Below are 17,715 nucleotides of genomic sequence, written 5' to 3'. Positions count from 1 at the left end.
TTCCTACATCAACTGATTTACGCTAAAGCGGGAACTCGGTCGTTATAGTAAATAACTTCCGATAGGATCTTACACCCTTTAATCTCCTGAAATGTCTTTTTCGCCTCTACCTCTGATTCAAATTCAAACATAGTCGGACTTTGGTTTTTCGAGTAAACGGTAATGATCCACATTGTAAAATAAGCTCCCCCTGTAAAATAATAGTTTTCCTTTTTAGTGTAGCTATCAGGTGATGTAATAATAATTGAATAGTTGTGATACAGCCTCACATTTTAAAAGGTACTTCTACTATACAACAAAAATTACAAAATAAAACAAGAAAATCTAAAAAACTACAAAGAATAATGAAAGAGAATAAATAACCGTTTATATATGGGCTATATTTATAAATGGAAGTGGGAGTGTAAAAAATATAGGAAGAGCGATTGTCTTTTAGATTGCTAAACTATATACTTATGTTCAAAAAGTGCAGGACGTGAACGATGAAAGTTGATACGGTAGTAAAAAAAGATGTTTTACTCATTTTGGTGATGATAGTTGTTGTGCCGCTAGCAGGAGAGCTTAAATATTATCCTTTTCATGATACGTATAGAGTCAGCTTTGCTGTGCCCATTTTTTTCTTTTCACTGCTGCTTTTAAGAAAGGTATCTCCTGTAATACCAGGTATTTTAGTTGCGAGTGCTATAGTGGGCTTTCGAATGTACCTTGATTGGTATAATTACGAATCATTTGATTTTCTGCATTCTTTGCAGATCCGATGCTCAGCAGGGATTTATTATCTTGTTTATGCCATTGCTTTTTCTTGGTTTAAGATTAACGATTTTCATTCAAAGCCGTGGATTATTGGCATATGGAGCATCATCATCGAAACGGTTTCAGGCGGCATGGAACTGCTTTGTATGTATGTGATGGTTCACCATCATATTGTGTTTCCGGAGTTCATGCAAATTTTTATTGTAGGCGTCTTTCGAAGTTTCTTTGTTTTATGTCTGTTTAGCATGATTAAGCTTTACGAAGGGCAGCTGAGAGAACGGCAAATCTCTCAAAAAAATGATCAGCTGCTTGTTGTGCTTTCAAATTTGTATGAAGAATCCATTCATTTGAAAAAAACGCTGCAAGACGCTGAGAGAATTACGAAAAAGTCGTATGATTTATATGAAGAACTACACGAAGCAGATATCCACCAGCTTACTTCGCTGCACGAATTTAGCCAAAAAGCATTACAAATTGCAGGGGAAGTACATGATATTAAAAAAGACAATCAGCGGATATCAGCAGGGTTGTCCAAGGTCATTACAAAAGAAGAATTTTCTGAGTATATGGAAATCGAAAGTCTGCTTCAAATCGTCATGCGCAGCAATGAAAAATATGCGGCGCTGTTAGCAAAAGATATTCATTTTTCATATTCGGTTCTAGGAGAGCATCCTCGCTATCACGTGTACTTGTTTTTATCATTAATTAATAACTTAGTAACGAATGCAGTCGAAGCGATTGAAAAAGAAGGCGCGATTATTATCGACGTATGCCGAGAAGAAGACCGCATTTTACTATATGTAAGAGACAGCGGTCCCGGTGTGAAAAAAAGGCATGAACGTCTCATTTTTAAAGCGGGATTTACATCCAAATACGCAAAGGACGGGACGCCTTCTACAGGTCTTGGGCTTGTCTACGTTAAGCAAATGACCGAGCAGCTGGGCGGGAGTATTCAATTTATTAATCTGTCTCCAAGCCCCGGTGTTCAATTTACTATAGATTTACCTATGTCTACGTTAATGGGGGATAAGGACTAATATGCGATTTTATATCATAGATGATGACGAAGTCTTTCGTTCAATGTTAGCTGAAATTATTGAAGATAATGATTTAGGAGAGGTTATAGGGGAGGCAGAAGACGGAATTGTCTTAAATGATCAATCTTCTCTATTGCAGCAGATCGATATTTTATTTATTGATTTGTTGATGCCCATTCAAGACGGAATCGAAACCGTGCGCAAAATAAAGGATACTTTTAAAGGCAAAATTATTATGATGTCACAGGTAGAAACAAAAGATTTGATTGGAAAAGCCTACTCGCTTGGCATTGAATACTATATCACGAAGCCGCTTAATCGTATGGAAGTGCTCATGGTCATTCAAAAAGTAATTGAACGAATTCATGTTCAACAATCAATGGAGAAAATTCAAGAATCGTTAAATACCGTACTTAATATAGGAAACCAGCAAAAAACGCCTTCCGTTGATAAAAAAGAAAGCGATCCGGCAGAAGCGTGCAGGTTTCTTTTAAGAGAACTTGGGATTTTAGGAGAAAGCGGAAGTAAAGATTTAATCGAAATCATCAATTACCTGCATCAAACGGAAAAGAGCACGATGTATGAACAGCATTTTCCGTCTCTCAAAGAAATCTTTGAGAAAATTACCGTGAGAAAGCTTGGTTCACCTTTTTCAGAAGAGGTGCTGCAAAAAGAAATGAAAGCAGCCGAACAGCGAGTCAGAAGAGCCATTTATCAGTCTTTAAATCATTTGACCTCCCTTGGCATGGTTGATTTCTTTAATCCTAAATTTGAAAATTACGCTTCTAAGTTTTTCGATTTTTCAATGGTGCATCAGCGCATGAGAGATATAGAAAAAGGCACGGGAAAAAGCAGTACGCCAAGTCGTATAAATGTAAAGAAATTTATTCAAATGCTCTATTATGAAGTCAAACAAACGCTGTAGTAAAAAAACTACAGCGTTTTCATTTTGAAATTTTCTAAAAACTTTTTGTTAGTTTCAGTAGGTTTTTGTTAGATTTTGTGATGCCTATGATAATGTAATCTTATGAATAAAAGAACTACTTAATAAACAGTTCTTAATGGAATTGTATCTGTTGAATACATTAAGTGCAAATAAACAGCTTCGAGCTGTTAGAAAAAAGAAGGAAGGTGCAAAGATATGTTCAAAAAGCTTGGATTAGCAGGACAAATTCTAATTGGTTTGATTGCAGGTATTATTGTAGGGGCCATTTTTTACGGAAATCCTAAAGCAGTTGAAGTACTGCAGCCAATTGGAGACGTATTCATTCATTTAATTAAAATGATCGTGGTGCCGATTGTTATATCTAGTATCATTGTGGGCGTTGCGGGTGTTGGTGATATTAAGAAGCTTGGTAAATTAGGCGGAAAAACAATTCTTTACTTTGAAATCATTACAACGGTTGCCATTGTTGTAGGCTTATTAGCAGCTAACTTGCTTCACCCTGGTACTGGTGTGGACCGCAGCGGTCTTGAAAAATCAGATATCAGCAGCTACACATCAACGGCAGAAGCTACAGAGCAAAAAGGATTTGTAGAAACATTTGTTCACATCGTCCCAACGAATGTATTTGAGTCAATTGCTGCAGGCGACATGCTGCCAATTATTTTCTTCTCGGTCCTATTTGGACTTGGAATTGCATCAATCGGTGAAAAAGGAAAGCCAGTTCTAAGATTTTTTGAAGGCACGGCAGAAGCGATGTTTTGGGTAACGAATTTAGTTATGAAGTTTGCACCGTTTGGCGTATTTGCATTAATCGGTGTAACCGTATCAAAATTTGGACTAGCGTCTCTGATTCCGCTTAGTAAGCTTGTAATTGTTGCTTACGGTACAATGATTTTCTTTGTATTAGTGGTACTAGGACTTGTAGCTAAATGGGCAGGCGTTAACATCTTCCATTTATTAAAAGTGCTAAAAGATGAATTGCTGCTAGCATTTTCAACTGCAAGTTCAGAAACAGTATTACCGCGTATTATTGCAAAAATGGAAAAGTTCGGATGTCCTAAAGCAATTACATCTTTTGTTATTCCGACGGGATATTCGTTTAACTTAGACGGATCTACTCTTTATCAAGCGCTTGCTGCGATCTTTATTGCGCAAATGTACGGTATTGATATGAGCATCACACAGCAAATTTCACTGATATTAATTTTAATGGTTACATCTAAAGGAATTGCAGGAGTTCCGGGCGTATCGTTTGTTGTACTGCTTGCAACGCTTGGATCTGTAGGACTTCCGGTAGAAGGGCTTGCTTTTATCGCTGGAATTGACCGTTTGTTAGATATGGGACGTACAGCGGTAAACGTAATTGGAAACTCACTTGGTGCAATCGTCATTTCAAAGTGGGAAGGTCAATTTAACGACAAAGACAAGGAAGCTTATATTAACGAAGTAACGAAAAAAGTATCGTAATTACAAACGTATTTTAGTTGAAGGAAGATCCGAACGAGTAATCGTTCGGATTTTTTCGTTTGAATTTGCTTTGAAAAGTTGGGAATAGTAACTAAAGATGAAAAACAAATGATTGATACAAGGAGGTCACAACATGGGAAGAGCAAATAATCACAAATCATCACATAACAACAAAGGGTCACTGCCTCAAACACCAAAAGAGTTAAAAATTGCTCCGGATCAAGCAAATGAAGAATTTTCACGCGAGTTAGCGCAGCATCATGATGCTAAAGCGAAACAGGACTTAATTTTGAAACAGCAAAAAGAAAAGTAAAAGAAAAAAAGCTGAGACATAATGAAATGAATCCAGCCTAAAGACGAATAAATGAGATACATGACCTGGACTGCTTGTGACACCGCAGTTGATTTCCGTGCAAGGCTTCGCTTTCCGCGGGCGGGCGCTGAGCCTCCTCGTCGCTTGCGCTCCTGCGGGGTCTCACCTGCTCCGCTTTTCCCGCAGGAGTCTTTGCCTTGTCCTCCAATCAACTGCTAGAAGGAACGAAACAAATAATACTATGTTCACAATCACAAAAAAACGAACCACTAATCAGACATGCTGATTAGTGGTTCGTTTTTCCCTAAGTGAAAAATGCTTTTGTCCCACCCTCTTTTTGATAAACAACTAAAGATAAAAATTCCTAAGTAACCATTTTGTAACATTATTTAATCATAGCGTAATAGTTTTTGAGGCTTTTTTCATTATAATTAAACCGAACACATTGAAAAATAGGTTCATAGAAACGTAACGTTCGGTTACATAATGGAGGAAAAAAATGAAAAAAGCCATCATTGGGTCTATAACGGCAGCTGCAGTTTTATTTAGCGGAGCCAGTCCGTTTATTGCACCTGCTCAAACAGTAGAAGCAGCGTCATATTCATACAAAGATACGGCTATTGCTACTGGTAAAAAATTAATAGGTGTTCCTTATAAATGGGGAGGCACAACAACAAAAGGTTTTGACTGCTCTGGATTTATTCAATACATTTTCAAAAAAGCTGGAAAAACACTTCCGCGCACAACGGAACAAATGTATCGAGTAGGGACAAGCGTTTCAAAAGCAAAGCTTCAAAAAGGAGATTTAGTTTTCTTTCAAACGTATAAAAAAGGTCCTTCACATGTAGGCGTGTACTTAGGGAACAATCAGTTTCTTCAAGCTTCTACGTCTAAAGGCGTGACAATTACATCTCTTAGCAACAGCTACTGGAAAGCACGTTATATTGGTGCAAAACGGATTTAACCATCCGTCATTTTTTTAGAAAACAACACTACATTATGTAGTGTTGTTTTTGTTTGCATATACATAACGTATTGCCAATATTATTTTTAACGTTTTATACAAAAAAAACCATATTCTGTGAGATAATAACGTTAACACATTTTGTACTTTAACATAAGGAATATCCCACTCTATTCGAAAGTTTGGTGAGCGAAGATGAAGCGCTTAGTATGGAGTTATGGAATAGGTATTGTTGCAATAGTAGCAGTACTCTCATTTTTCTTTATGATGAAAGGTCAAACAGAGAAAGCCGTCGTTAGCGGAGATGTACCAAAAGCTCATGCGCAGGGAGAAAGAGTGAAGCAGCCCATCTCACAGTTCCAAGCAGTACAGCCTCATGAAGCAGGTAATGAAGTGAAAAATGTAAAAAACAACATGCCTGAAAAAGCGGATCCTCCTCCGTTTTTAGTCTACATTGACCCTGGTCATCAAGCTCAGGCTAACCTAGAGAAAGAGCCAATCGGGCCGGGAGCAGCAGAAACAAAAATAAAAGTTTCCGGAGGTACATCAGGTGTGGTGACCAAGAAGCCGGAATACAAGCTGACGTTGGAAGCCTCTATGATATTAAAACAGCTTCTCGAAGAAAAAGGCATAACCGTAAAGCTTACTCGCAGTTCTCACGATGTGAATATCAGCAACCGGGAACGAGCGGAGCTTGCGAATAATTCAAAAGCTGACTTACACGTACGTATCCATGCAGATGGTTCTGAAAATACTTCTGTAAAAGGATTTTCTGTGCTCACTCCTGCAGAAGATAATTCTTATACAAAACCTATTTATCAAAGCAGTTTACAAGCATCTCAAGCTATTCTGACAGAGGTGAAAAAAGATCAGTTTGTCGAAGCAGACGGCATTCGCTATCGCAGTGATCTTTCAGGATTTAACTGGTCGACTGTACCCGTAACGCTAGTTGAACTGGGGTATATGACGAATCCAGAAGAAGATCGGAACCTGTCTGATCAGGCTTACCTTACAAAGCTGATGAATCATGTTGCAGATGGTATAGCGGCATATGAGGAAATGACAGAATAAAAGGTGAAAAGACCTATAAAAGCGTGTGACTAAATCAATTGATTTATGTCACACGTTTTTTTTGTCGTTCATATGATATAAAAAAGCGTTTTTTCGACAAAAAAATGGACGAGCAGAAAAGAAAACTAGGTAAAATGCTTTAATTTTTATAAAACTGTGTCGATATAACGAGTGATATTAGAATGCGTTAGACAGTATATGAAAATGGGGGAACCAGATGAGAAAGTTAACGGCATTAGCTTTAGTACTAAGCGTACTGCTGTTTCAATTCACGCCGCTTGCTAGCGTGAAAGCTGAAACGGTAGAACCAGTTGTGTCTGTAAAATTAGTAAATTATTTAGGAGATCAGCATGCAATTACAATTAAGCCGTCTTATTTATACACTATTAAAAACTCGGATTTGGTCTTAAAGGCAAATACAGAGTATACGGTAACGGCAACAACTCAAGGTGTCACTTTAAAACAAGGAAGCACGGTCTTAGGTGATTTTACAAGCTTTGAAATTACACCGTCTCTTTATAAAAATCCCGTATCTATTAACGGCAGACAGTATTTAGGGGACGTGGCGTTTACAAATGAAAAAGGAACTTACGTCAGACCTGTTAATACCCTCCCGATTGAAGACTATTTAAAAGGCGTTGTACCAAATGAAGTCTATACATCTTGGAATCTGCAAGCCTTAAAAACTCAGGCAGTAGCAGCGAGAACATACGCAATGAGCTATGCAGGAAAAGTAATCAATGACACGGTAAGCTATCAAGTGTACGGTGGCTATACGTGGTATGACAGCACAAACCAAGCAGTAGATCAGACATTCGGACAAGTAGTAACCTATAACAATAAATTAATCAACGCCGTTTTCTCATCAAGCAACGGTGGAAGAACGGAATCAAACAGCAATGCCTGGGGAGGAACTCAGCTTTCTTATTTCCCGGTGAAAGAAGATCCATACGATAAGCAGACGCCGTGGACGTTAGCTATTCAAAAAACGCAAATTGATTTAACAGGAAAAGATTTAGCTAACTATAGCGCTTGGTGGAATACGGTTTCTGAAAAAGATAAAACCGTTACAGATAATGTGAAGTCATGGTTAGTAGCCAATAAGCATCCTGGTAAAACGATTAAAATTACGTCTATTCCAAAGGTGAGTTTTTATGCTCCTTCATCAGGAGGTCGTGTGACTAAAGGTGCAATTACAGTGGACTACCTCGTTAAAGGAGATGTAGACAGTTCGCAAAAACTAGTGGTTCATCATTTGGAATTAAAAGATTTAACATCGACGAAGCTAAAATCAATGTTAAACAGCCGTGCGATGCTTAGTCTGCTTGTAACGGAAACAAATGAAACAAGCACATCAACAACTTTTAATGGTAAAGGAAATGGACACGGTGTTGGAATGAGTCAATACGGTGCTCAAAAAATGGCAAGCCTAGGCAAAGACTATCGTGAAATTTTAGATTTTTACTATCCAACGACTACTCTTTTAAGTTTTTATACAACAAAATATCCGCGAAAAGAGCAGGAGCAAGAACCACCGAAAGATACGGTTGCACCTGATGCACCTTCAGTTAATGCATTAGGAGATAACCAAACATCGCTTACGGGCGTGACAGAACCAAATGCTTCTGTTATTGCAAAAGTGGAAAATGAAGTAATTGGAACGGGTCTTGCTGATGAAACTGGAAAATTTGCAATTACGATTGCCAAGCAGCCAGCAGATACAAAAGTGTCTGTAACGTCTAAAGATGCAGCTGAAAATGAAAGCACGGCTACAGTAGTGAGCGTAACGGATCAAACGCCGCCTTCTGTTCCAATTGTAAATGCAGTAAGTGACCAAGATACGACCGTAACAGGCGTAACAGAAGCAAACGCCGTCGTGACGGTAAAAGCAGGCGATGCAACGTTCTCTGCAGTAGCGGATGGTAACGGTACATTTACTGTTTCAATTCCAGTACAAATAGGCGGAACAACAATAGCGGTAAGTGCAAAAGATAAAGCAGGAAACGAAAGCCAAGCGCCTTCTTTTGCGGTTAAATCTACGTTAAAAGCACCGCTTGCACCCAAAGTAAATGAAGTAAGTGATCAAGACACAATGATCAAAGGAACGGCTGAAGCAAATGCGACGGTCATCGTTAAAAACGGAAGTCTTCTGCTTGCAGCAGGCAACGCAGATGCCAAAGGAAATTACAGCATCTCGATTGCGAAACAAAAAGCAGGAAGCACGCTGTACGTGACGGTTCAAAATGCAGGTGGAACAAGTTCAGCCGCTGCGGTGACCGTACAGGATAAAACGGCACCAGCTGCGCCAAAAGTAAATGCAGTAAGTGATCAAGATACAAAAGTTACAGGTGCAGCAGAAGCAAATTCTACAGTTACGGTAAAAGTAGGAACTACAACTGTAGGAACGGCTAAAGCAGGTGCAAATGGAGCGTTTTCTGTTTCCATTTCTCATCAAAAAGCGAATACAAAGCTAAGCGTACAAGCAAAAGATGCAGCAGGAAATAGCAGTACTGTATCGACTGTAACTGTTACGGCAAAGCAAAAAGCTCCGGTAAAACCAACAGTTAATGAAGTGAGTGATCGAAGCACAGCCGTTACGGGTACCGCAGAAACAAATGCAACGGTTGTCATTAAAAACGGAAGTCTTCAGCTTGCAGCTGGTAAAGCAGATGCTAAAGGAAATTACAGCATCTCGATTGCGAAACAAAAAGCAGGAAGCACCCTGTCTGTAACGGCTGGAAACACAGCGGGCGTGAGTCCAGTTGTAACTGTAACCGTGCAGGATAAAACAGCACCCGTTACACCAAAAGTGAACGCTGTAAGCAATCAAGATACAGTCGTAACGGGAAGCACAGAAGCGGGCGCGGAAGTGCATGTGAAAATTGATAAAAAAGTAATTGGCAAAGGAAATGCGAAATCGGATGGAACGTTCAGCATCACCATTCCAAAGCAGCTTGCTGCTACAAAATTAGCTGTTATTGCAAAAGATGCAGCTAATAACTACAGCTCCAACACGTTTGTAACGGTTAGTGCCGTACAGACAAAACCAGCGCTTCCAACCGTTGCTACGCTTACTGAAAAAAGTACAGCTGTAACGGGAACAGGAGAAAAAAATGCGTCTATTTATATTAAAGTAGGCGGAAAGATTATTGCGAGTGGGAAAATTGATGGAAACGGCAAGTTCAGCGTAAAAATTCCTGCTCAAAAAGCAGGAACAGAAGTGACGGCAGTTCTGCAAAATAAAGTAGGATACAGTCCGTATAAAATTGTAAAAGTACAAGACACAACTCCGCCGGCACCTCCGGCAGTAAATGCCGTTACGTCTTTGTCCACGTTTCTCTCTGGAAAAACAGAAGCAAATGCCGTGATTACGATTAAAAGCGGTACAAAGCTAATCGCGTCAGGCAAAGCAGATACTAAAGGGCAATTTAAAGTAACGATTCCAAAACAAACAGCAGGCGTAAAGCTGGCTGTTACAGCAAAAGATGCAGCTAATAACTATAGCTCCAATGCGTTTGTAACGGTTAGTGCCGTACAGACAAAACCAGCGCTTCCAACCGTTAATACGCTTACTGAAAAAAGTACAGCAGTAACGGGAACAGGAGAAAAAAATGCGTCTATTTATATTAAAGTAGGCGGAAAAATTATTGCGAGTGGGAAAATTGATGAAAACGGCAAGTTCAGCGTAAAAATTCCTGCTCAAAAAGCAGGAACGGAAGTGACGGCAGTTCTGCAAAATAAAGTAGGATACAGTCCGTATAAAATTGTAAAAGTGCAAGATACAACCCCGCCGGCACCTCCGGCAGTTGATGCCGTTACGTCTTTGTCCACATTTCTCTCTGGAAAAACGGAAGCAAATGCTGTGATTACGATTAAAAGCGGTACAAAAGTAATCGGATCAGGCAAAGCAGATAGCAAAGGCCAGTTTAAAGTAACGATTCCAAAACAAACAGCAGGCGTAAAACTGGCTGTTACAGCAAAAGATGCCGCTGGAAACACAAGTTCAGCAGTCAATATAAATGTTAAATAAAAACAAAAAAGAATTCTCTGCGGAGGGTTCTTTTTTTAGTGATTTTTAAGAGGGATAGAAGGTTACTAAAAGGTTACCTTAGAACTTTGAAGTGCCTAACTTACTTTAAAGTGGGTTCTATCTTTTTCTTTTTTTCTGTTTCATAATAACAAATGTAAAGAAATTAGCAGGGGGTTTTTTATAATGAGTAATCATTTGCAAGATACAGTAACACTTCACAACGGAGTCAAAATGCCTTGGTTTGGATTAGGTGTATTTAAAGTAGAAGAAGGGCCTGAATTAGTGAGCGCGGTGAAAACAGCTATCGTCAAAGGCTATCGCAGCATTGATACGGCAGCTATTTATGGAAATGAAGAAGGTGTAGGAGAAGGAATTCGCCAAGGTCTGAAAGAAGCAGGTCTTTCACGCGAAGACATTTTTGTTACATCAAAAGTTTGGAACGCAGATTTAGGCTATGAAGAGACGCTAGCTGCTTACGAAACAAGCTTACAAAAGCTTGGCTTAGAATATTTAGATCTATACTTAATTCACTGGCCGGTAGAAGGCAAGTATAAAGCAGCGTGGAAAGCATTAGAAACGCTGTATAAAGAAGAAAAAGTAAGAGCTGTGGGCGTAAGTAATTTTCAAATTCATCATTTAGAAGATTTAATGAAAGATACAGATGTTAAGCCTGTTATTAACCAAGTTGAGTATCATCCTCGTTTGACGCAAAAAGAGCTGCATGCTTTTTGTCAAAAGCACGATATTCAGCTAGAAGCATGGTCTCCGCTTATGCAAGGAGAATTGCTAGATAACGATGTGTTAAAAGAAATTGCTGAAAAACACGGCAAATCAGTTGCTCAAATTATTCTGCGATGGGATCTGCAAAACGGAGTTGTAACGATTCCAAAATCAACAAAAGAGCATCGTATTGTTGAAAATTCATCGCTATTCGATTTTGAATTGGATACTGAAGACGTAAGTAAAATTAATGAATTAAACCAAAATCACCGAGTAGGTCCAGATCCGGACAACTTTGATTTTTAATAGAAGAACTAAGAGGCTGGGAGAAACGTATTTTAGCCCAAGTGAAAAACGAACTATTGATCAACAAGTTTGATTAGTGGTTCGTTTTTTTTTTATGGTGAATACAGCTTCATCTGTTTCGTCCTTCCAGCGGTTGATTGAAGGGCAAGGCGAAGACTCCTGCGGGAAAAGCGGGACAGATGAGACCCCGCAGGAGCGTAAGCGACGAGGAGGCTCAGCGCCCGCCCGCGGAAAGCGAAGCCTTGCATGGAAATCAACGGCGGTGTCATAAGCGGTTCAGCTCATGTATCTCATTTGTTCGTCTTTAGGTTGGATTCAGTTAGTTCTGTCCCGGCCTCTTTTTATGCATTATTACATAAATTTAACATTTTCTTCACAGTAAGCTAAAGGACGGGCCGTATCATAAAGAAAGGTCGTGAAAGATAGAGAAATCATTTCATTTTTAAGCGTAAAATAGGCGGTGTAACGATGACGAAACAAGCTTACTCTCACATACAATGTAAAAAAACATCAATGATTGATTTATTGCTGGATGCAGGGGTTTATAAAAAAGGAAACAAGCAGCTATACGAGCTTACCCTTCAAGAACTAGAATCAGAATACGAAGCTGTTTCACAGCAGCGCATATCTCAATGAAATTTTGATACATTGCTAGAATTTGTTATAATAGAGGAAAGGATAGGAGTTGATTTATATCGAAAAGCACCCGACAGACTCGCAGCCCATCCGTATGGATATCCTCGATTCTATATTTGCTAAAATGGTATTAAATAAGGCTATCCGAGATTTTAGAAGAGACCAAATTTTACGTGAAGTCGATCAAACATTAGAAGAAAGAAACAAAGAAAAATTTTTTCAATTAATTGAAGAATTAAAATCAATTTCGTAAAGGGCGTTCGCGCGATAGAATTTGATTTTATCATTTTAGCATATAAAAACAGGTAAGAAGCGGCATGCTTAGTTACCTGTTTTTTTGTCGTTTTATTGTAAAACAAGGCCTTACATAAGAAGTGCACCTTGCTAGTAAACAGACAAAAAGAGCAAGTCTAATGTACTCACTCTTTTCAGAAAGGTATGGGTGTTAATGAGAAAATGAATGTCACTCTCTAAATGTTGCGTGTGGGGTTTAGAAAGTTCTATGCATCTGCATATTTTCTACTTCATTCGCTCTATGTATTGTTAAAGTAACAATATAACCATATCTTATCACATGAAGGAAATTCGATTCAATATATTTATTGATTTTCTTTTTAAATTGTTCTAAATAATTAGTGAATGTAAAAAAATGTTTTTATTGGGTGAATGTGTATCTATAAAAAACAATAGAAAAATATAGTGGGGTTTTTATGGGAGACATTTGTTTATTTCTGACGGACTGTAAGCTTCAAAAGAGTACAATCCGTCCTGTAAATCAGTATTAAGAAAAAATGAGCTGAACCCAGTAGAATAGGAGGAAAAGAGTAACGATCGTGGTAAGCGGAATAACAATAAGTGATACTTTTAAATAATCTTTCCATTTTATCTTGATATGATTTTCTTTTAAAATATGCATCCAGATAAGAGAAGCTAGTGTTCCAATCGGCAATAAAAGCGAGCCCATATCACTTCCAATAATATTAGCAAGATAAATGGTTTTAAGAGTAATAGGATCGAGCCCCATTTCAGTCAAGGTAATGGTTCCGACCATTAAAGCAGGGTGATTGTTAAACAAGTTAGAGAGAATAGAAACAAGTCCTCCCATGATAAAGCTTGCTTCAAAAAGTCCTCGATTTACGATTGGTTCGCAAACTTTTACAAGCAGCTCCGTCAATCCTACGTTATGCAGTCCGTAAATAATAACGTACATCGAAAAGGCAAAAACGAAAATGTGCCACGGCGTTTTCTTTAAAATATCAATCGGGTTTGTACGTAAGTGATACCATCTCCAAACAAGCAAGATCAGTGAGCCCAGTACAGCAACCAATTCGATTGGTATGCCGAAATAAGAGGCGACAAATAGGAGACAGCGCATAACAAACACAAATAATAAAACTTTCAGCATAAATTGTGTGCGTTTACGTTTTGTTTCAACAGAAATGCTTCCTTTTAAGGGGTGAAACTGTTTCGTAAAGAAACTTTCTTCTATATCTTTTGAAGCATGCGGCAGTTTTTTTGGCAAATGGCGTTTTACGACCGTATACATGAGCCAAGACATAAATAATAAACCAAGTGTCGCCGGTACAAACATCATCGCCGTGTGCATATAAAGCGACATATGAACAATTTTTAAGGCAATCAAATTGACAATATTACTTACACCTATAGGCGCGCTGGAAGCGGTAGCAATAAGCGCTCCACTTAAAAGGTAGGGGATCTGCTGGTGGGGTTTTAGCTGAAGGTTTTTCAAAAGTAGAATTAAAATTGGAGTGGTAATTAAAATACTGCCGTCATTATTAAATAGTAAAGTCATTAAAAAGCAAAGCAGCTGAATGTACCAATATAATCGGTACCCTGAGCCTTTGGATAAACTCACTAGTCGTGCAGCTGCCCAGTGGAAGAATCCAAAACTTTCTAATATGACGGCCATGACAATGGTAGCAATAATGGTGATAGAAGCGCCGCTTATCTTTGCAAAAATATCAACAATGTCTGATTTGGATACAATCCCTGTAAGCAGGATAATGGCTGCTCCTATGGCTGCTGGCCATGCTTCGTTGATGCCGTTTGGCCTCCAAAAAATGACGAGCATTGTCATTGTAAACACGAAAATGGCAATTCCAATTTCAATATTCATCAGTATGCTCCTTTCTTCTAAAATTTGTAATGAATATACCCTTGCATGTCCCTTACACTCTATTTATATTCATTTATTACTAGAAGGATTGTGCATAAGACCATTTTTGCTAATATGTTTGTTTATCTTGCCAAGGCACGTATCATCTCGGGAGAGGAGCCTATAAAAAAGAGGCTGGGACATAACTAAATCCATCCAATCTAAAAAGAAATCAATTGAATAAAGGAGCTAGTATGCGTTGCTTTTTACACCGCTGTTGATTTCCGTGCAAGACTCCGCTTTCCGCAGGCGGTAGAGCCTGGCCCTCCAATCCACCGCTAGAAGCCACTACATACATGAAACCTACGTTCACGTTTATCATCACAATAAAAAGATCCGAACCATTCATCGTTCGGATCTTTCTTCAACTAACATACTTTTGGTCCAGGATCTTCAAGGTTAGCAAGTATAGGTTTTTTCGTGTAAAGTTAGCGCTTTTATCTGATCGTGATCAGGTTCATAGCCAATGCCTGGTGTATCGGGAACGGAAATAATGCCGTTGTCGACCGTGATTTCCGGATGAACAATATCACGCGGCCAGTATTTAGATGATGCGGCCGTATCTCCGGGAAGTGTAAAATTAGCAAGTGTGGTAATGGCAATATTATGTGCTCGTCCGATACCTGATTCCAGCATACCGCCGCACCATACGGGCACACCGTGAGTTTGACAAAGGTCATGAATTTTTTTGGCTTCGGTTAGTCCGCCTACCCGGCCAATTTTAATGTTAATAATTTGCGTGCTTCCAAGTTTAATAGCTTTTCGAACGTCTTCAGCTGAATGAATGCTTTCGTCCAAGCAAATAGGCGTGCGCATGCGGGCCTGCAGTTCAGCGTGATCAATTAAATCATCATGAGCTAACGGCTGTTCAATCATCATTAAATCAAACTCGTCAAGCTGAGCAAGGTGATCAGCATCTGCAAGCGTATAAGCAGAGTTCGCATCAACCATCAGCGGAATAGAAGGGAACGCGTTTCGAACCGCGCGCGTCAAGTTAAGATCCCAGCTCGGCTTAATCTTAATTTTGATCCGCTTATATCCTTCATTCAAGCCGGCTTCAATTTTGCGAAGCGTTTCGTCAATCGTAGGCTGAATGCCAACGCTGAGCCCAACTTCAATTTGATTTTTAATGCCTCCTAGCGCTTTAGATAGAGAAAGGTTTTGCCTGCGCGCATACAAATCCCAAACAGCGCCTTCTAACGCCGCTTTTGCCATGTAATTGCCTCGAATATGAGCAAAGCGTTGAGATACTTCGTCAGGATGCTGAATGCCTTTCTGTTGAAGCAAAGGAATTAAAAAATCCTCCATAATGTGCCAGTTTGTTTTAAGCGTTTCTTCTTTATAAAAAGGGTCCGCGCACGCTACGGATTCGGCCCAGCCGGATCGTCCGTCTTCGTCTTGAATTTCTACTAAAATAAAATCTCGATCCACTTCTTTTCCAAGACTTGTCGTAAACGGATGAAGTAAATCCATTTTTAAATGGCGTAAAATGACGCGTTTGATCTTCATTTTTGCACCTCTTTTTTCGTTAAAATGTAAAAATGAACGGGCGCGCTGCTTTCTGGATGCTTCATAAAACCTGTTACTTGGAATCCTTTTGCAAAACACGTTTGAAATACGTATCTTGTACGCATCCGCCAGTCCAATGCGAGAGAAGGAGAGACTTCTTTCATTTGCTGAAACGCAGACGGAATAGCTACAGACACGACGTCACAATCCAACCATTTTTCATCAATATCTGTAACAGAAGGAAACCCTTCATCCGTTAACGTCCATTGAGTAAGCGATGCCTCCATTATTTGATCTGGCGTATAAAGAGGCTGAGCTCGTGTTGTATCTTCTGCGGATGCCCACTCTACAACGAATCGATCAGAAGGCAAGTCAGCATTTAACGGATCATTCATATCTCCGTAGCAGTTTTCAATATACGTAGAACAAACGGCTCCAAGCTTTCCAATATTTAAATACCCGTTGGCGCTTTCTAAAGGATCATACGTCCAGCTGATATATGAATAGCCCTTTTTTTTACTTTCCTGGCGCTGCGCATGCTTAAGTTTGGCACCGATACCCATGCTGCGATAGGCAGAGTCAACTGCTAATATATGAGAACATAAATACACGCAATTTCCGTCAAACCCGGGAAAACTATATTGAAAGCCAATCAGCTTTTCATCTACAAACGCACCGAGAACAAGACCCCCGTTTTTAACAGCGGTTAAGGTTTGATGAACGGGCGTTGCTTCTTCTTCTCCCCAGACGCGGCTTTCTAATGCGCGTACGTCTTCTAGTTCAGTGGTTGTTGTAAGTGAACGAATCGTTAAGGCTTCAGTCATTTGTTTACTTCCTTTCTATTATCTATTCTAAAAAAATGCCTTGCTCGGTATAGAGCTTTTCCAAGTGTTCTTGTCTTTTTCTAGCCGTTTTTTCATCTCTTTTTTGCATGCTGCTAATGACAATTTGAGACAGGGCAAGAAGCGATAAAATATGTTCGGTTGTGCCGGCTAAAAGCGTGATATCAGCGATTTGACCTACCGGAGACAGACGGCGGTCTGTAATAGCAATGACTTTTGCTCCTTGTTTTTTAGCCTGCTGAGCTACTTCGAGCGCTTCTTTTGTATAGCGCGGCAGTGAAAATACAACAACCGTTGATGCGCTTGTGTGATTGCATAGCGTTTCAAGCAAAAAACCTGTTGGAAAAGATAAAAGAACATGATTGCGAAGTTGATTCATTTTATAATACAGCCAGTACGCTGCCGTATGAGATTCACGGAAACCTGCAATATACACTTGATCACTTTTGATAAGCGCATCTACAGCTTGAGATAAATCCTTTTCGTCAACGGGGGAAAGCCATTCACTAAAAGGTTTCTTTTCTTCCGCTGCCGAATCAGCTGCAGACTTGCTAGCTGATTCTTTTGATTCTGCAGAAGAAAGCCATTCTTTTCGCATTAGCTCCTGCAGATCTGAAAAACCATTTAACCCAAGTGCGTAAGCTAGACGAATAACGGTTGTTTCACTGACACCTGCTTCTTTGCCAATTTGCCCGGCCGTGTACAGCGAGCCTTTTTCCATAAAATTGACGAGAAACTCCGCCACTTTTTTTTGACCGCGAGAAAGGTCAGGGAATTTATGTTTAATTAATTCTTGAAATGATGGATTCATATAGCCTCCTAAAAAAAGAAGTTATAACTTCATAAAAATATATTAATGCATTTTTAACTTCATTTCAATTACTGTTTCAAAATAAAAAGAAGCCTTCGTGATATAATAAATTGATTATTCAAAAATAAATGCCG

The 17,715-nt window shown here is 39.2% G+C and carries 16 protein-coding genes; 12 read left to right on the top strand and 4 right to left on the bottom strand.

The window, feature by feature from the left end; all coding sequences use genetic code 11:
• The first annotated feature begins 482 nt into the window (after positions 1-482).
• The 12 genes from ACRPLY_RS16265 (at position 483) to ACRPLY_RS16210 (ending at position 12,496) form a co-directional block, all read left to right on the top strand.
• Positions 483-1,790, top strand: coding sequence for a sensor histidine kinase (locus tag ACRPLY_RS16265; RefSeq protein WP_108674454.1), 1,308 nt, complete (start codon positions 483-485; stop codon positions 1,788-1,790).
• A 1-nt stretch (position 1,791) separates the two neighbouring features.
• A complete protein-coding gene (locus tag ACRPLY_RS16260) occupies positions 1,792-2,715 on the top strand; it encodes a response regulator (protein ID WP_033578241.1) in 924 nt (307 codons plus the stop codon).
• Positions 2,716-2,931: 216 nt separating this feature from the next.
• Positions 2,932-4,203, top strand: coding sequence for a cation:dicarboxylate symporter family transporter (locus ACRPLY_RS16255; protein WP_028407730.1), 1,272 nt, complete (start codon positions 2,932-2,934; stop codon positions 4,201-4,203).
• Between the two features lie 133 nt (positions 4,204-4,336).
• Entirely contained in the window at positions 4,337-4,516 is a 180-nt protein-coding gene (locus ACRPLY_RS16250) for a YfhD family protein (protein WP_013055768.1), read from the top strand.
• A gap of 51 nt (positions 4,517-4,567) precedes the next feature.
• Positions 4,568-4,735 (top strand): hypothetical protein, encoded by a 168-nt coding sequence (locus ACRPLY_RS16245; RefSeq protein WP_432232021.1) that lies wholly within the window; start codon positions 4,568-4,570, stop codon positions 4,733-4,735.
• Positions 4,736-5,015: 280 nt separating this feature from the next.
• A complete protein-coding gene (locus ACRPLY_RS16240; protein ID WP_013055770.1) occupies positions 5,016-5,480 on the top strand; it encodes a C40 family peptidase in 465 nt (154 codons plus the stop codon).
• A gap of 195 nt (positions 5,481-5,675) precedes the next feature.
• Positions 5,676-6,551 (top strand): N-acetylmuramoyl-L-alanine amidase family protein, encoded by an 876-nt coding sequence (locus tag ACRPLY_RS16235; RefSeq protein WP_432232020.1) that lies wholly within the window; start codon positions 5,676-5,678, stop codon positions 6,549-6,551.
• Between the two features lie 217 nt (positions 6,552-6,768).
• Positions 6,769-10,581: an Ig-like domain-containing protein gene (locus ACRPLY_RS16230; protein WP_432232019.1), complete on the top strand. Its 3,813-nt coding sequence runs from the start codon at positions 6,769-6,771 to the stop codon at positions 10,579-10,581.
• Between the two features lie 183 nt (positions 10,582-10,764).
• Positions 10,765-11,607 carry an aldo/keto reductase gene (locus ACRPLY_RS16225; protein WP_377563784.1) on the top strand — a complete coding sequence of 281 codons (843 nt, stop codon included), beginning with the start codon at positions 10,765-10,767 and terminating at the stop codon, positions 11,605-11,607.
• Positions 11,608-11,701: 94 nt separating this feature from the next.
• On the top strand, positions 11,702-11,878 hold the full coding sequence (locus ACRPLY_RS16220) for a hypothetical protein (RefSeq protein WP_432232018.1): 177 nt from the start codon (positions 11,702-11,704) through the stop codon (positions 11,876-11,878).
• Positions 11,879-12,075: 197 nt separating this feature from the next.
• On the top strand, positions 12,076-12,243 hold the full coding sequence (locus ACRPLY_RS16215; RefSeq protein WP_080754385.1) for a Fur-regulated basic protein FbpA: 168 nt from the start codon (positions 12,076-12,078) through the stop codon (positions 12,241-12,243).
• Between the two features lie 49 nt (positions 12,244-12,292).
• Positions 12,293-12,496, top strand: coding sequence for an IDEAL domain-containing protein (locus ACRPLY_RS16210; RefSeq protein WP_016766443.1), 204 nt, complete (start codon positions 12,293-12,295; stop codon positions 12,494-12,496).
• A 528-nt stretch (positions 12,497-13,024) separates the two neighbouring features.
• Here ACRPLY_RS16210 and ACRPLY_RS16205 read toward each other — a convergent pair.
• The 4 genes from ACRPLY_RS16205 to ACRPLY_RS16190 form a co-directional block, all read right to left on the bottom strand.
• The gene (locus tag ACRPLY_RS16205) at positions 13,025-14,380 is read right to left on the bottom strand and encodes an arsenic transporter (RefSeq protein WP_108674458.1); all 1,356 of its coding nucleotides are present in this window, start codon (positions 14,378-14,380) and stop codon (positions 13,025-13,027) included.
• Positions 14,381-14,818: 438 nt separating this feature from the next.
• The gene (menC, locus tag ACRPLY_RS16200) at positions 14,819-15,928 is read right to left on the bottom strand and encodes an o-succinylbenzoate synthase (protein WP_432232017.1); all 1,110 of its coding nucleotides are present in this window, start codon (positions 15,926-15,928) and stop codon (positions 14,819-14,821) included.
• On the bottom strand, positions 15,925-16,752 hold the full coding sequence (locus ACRPLY_RS16195) for a GNAT family N-acetyltransferase (RefSeq protein WP_432232016.1): 828 nt from the start codon (positions 16,750-16,752) through the stop codon (positions 15,925-15,927). Before ACRPLY_RS16195 ends, menC begins: the two co-directional genes overlap by 4 nt.
• Positions 16,753-16,774: 22 nt before the next feature.
• Entirely contained in the window at positions 16,775-17,581 is an 807-nt protein-coding gene (locus tag ACRPLY_RS16190) for a MurR/RpiR family transcriptional regulator (protein ID WP_432232015.1), read from the bottom strand.
• Between the last annotated feature and the right edge of the window lie 134 nt (positions 17,582-17,715).

The sequence above is a fragment of the Priestia sp. TGN 0903 genome, assembly GCF_050846855.1.
In the GTDB taxonomy this organism is placed as follows: domain Bacteria; phylum Bacillota; class Bacilli; order Bacillales; family Bacillaceae_H; genus Priestia; species Priestia zanthoxyli.
The sequence above is the reverse complement of the archived record's forward strand: the minus strand, read 5'-3'. Positions and strand labels throughout refer to the sequence as shown.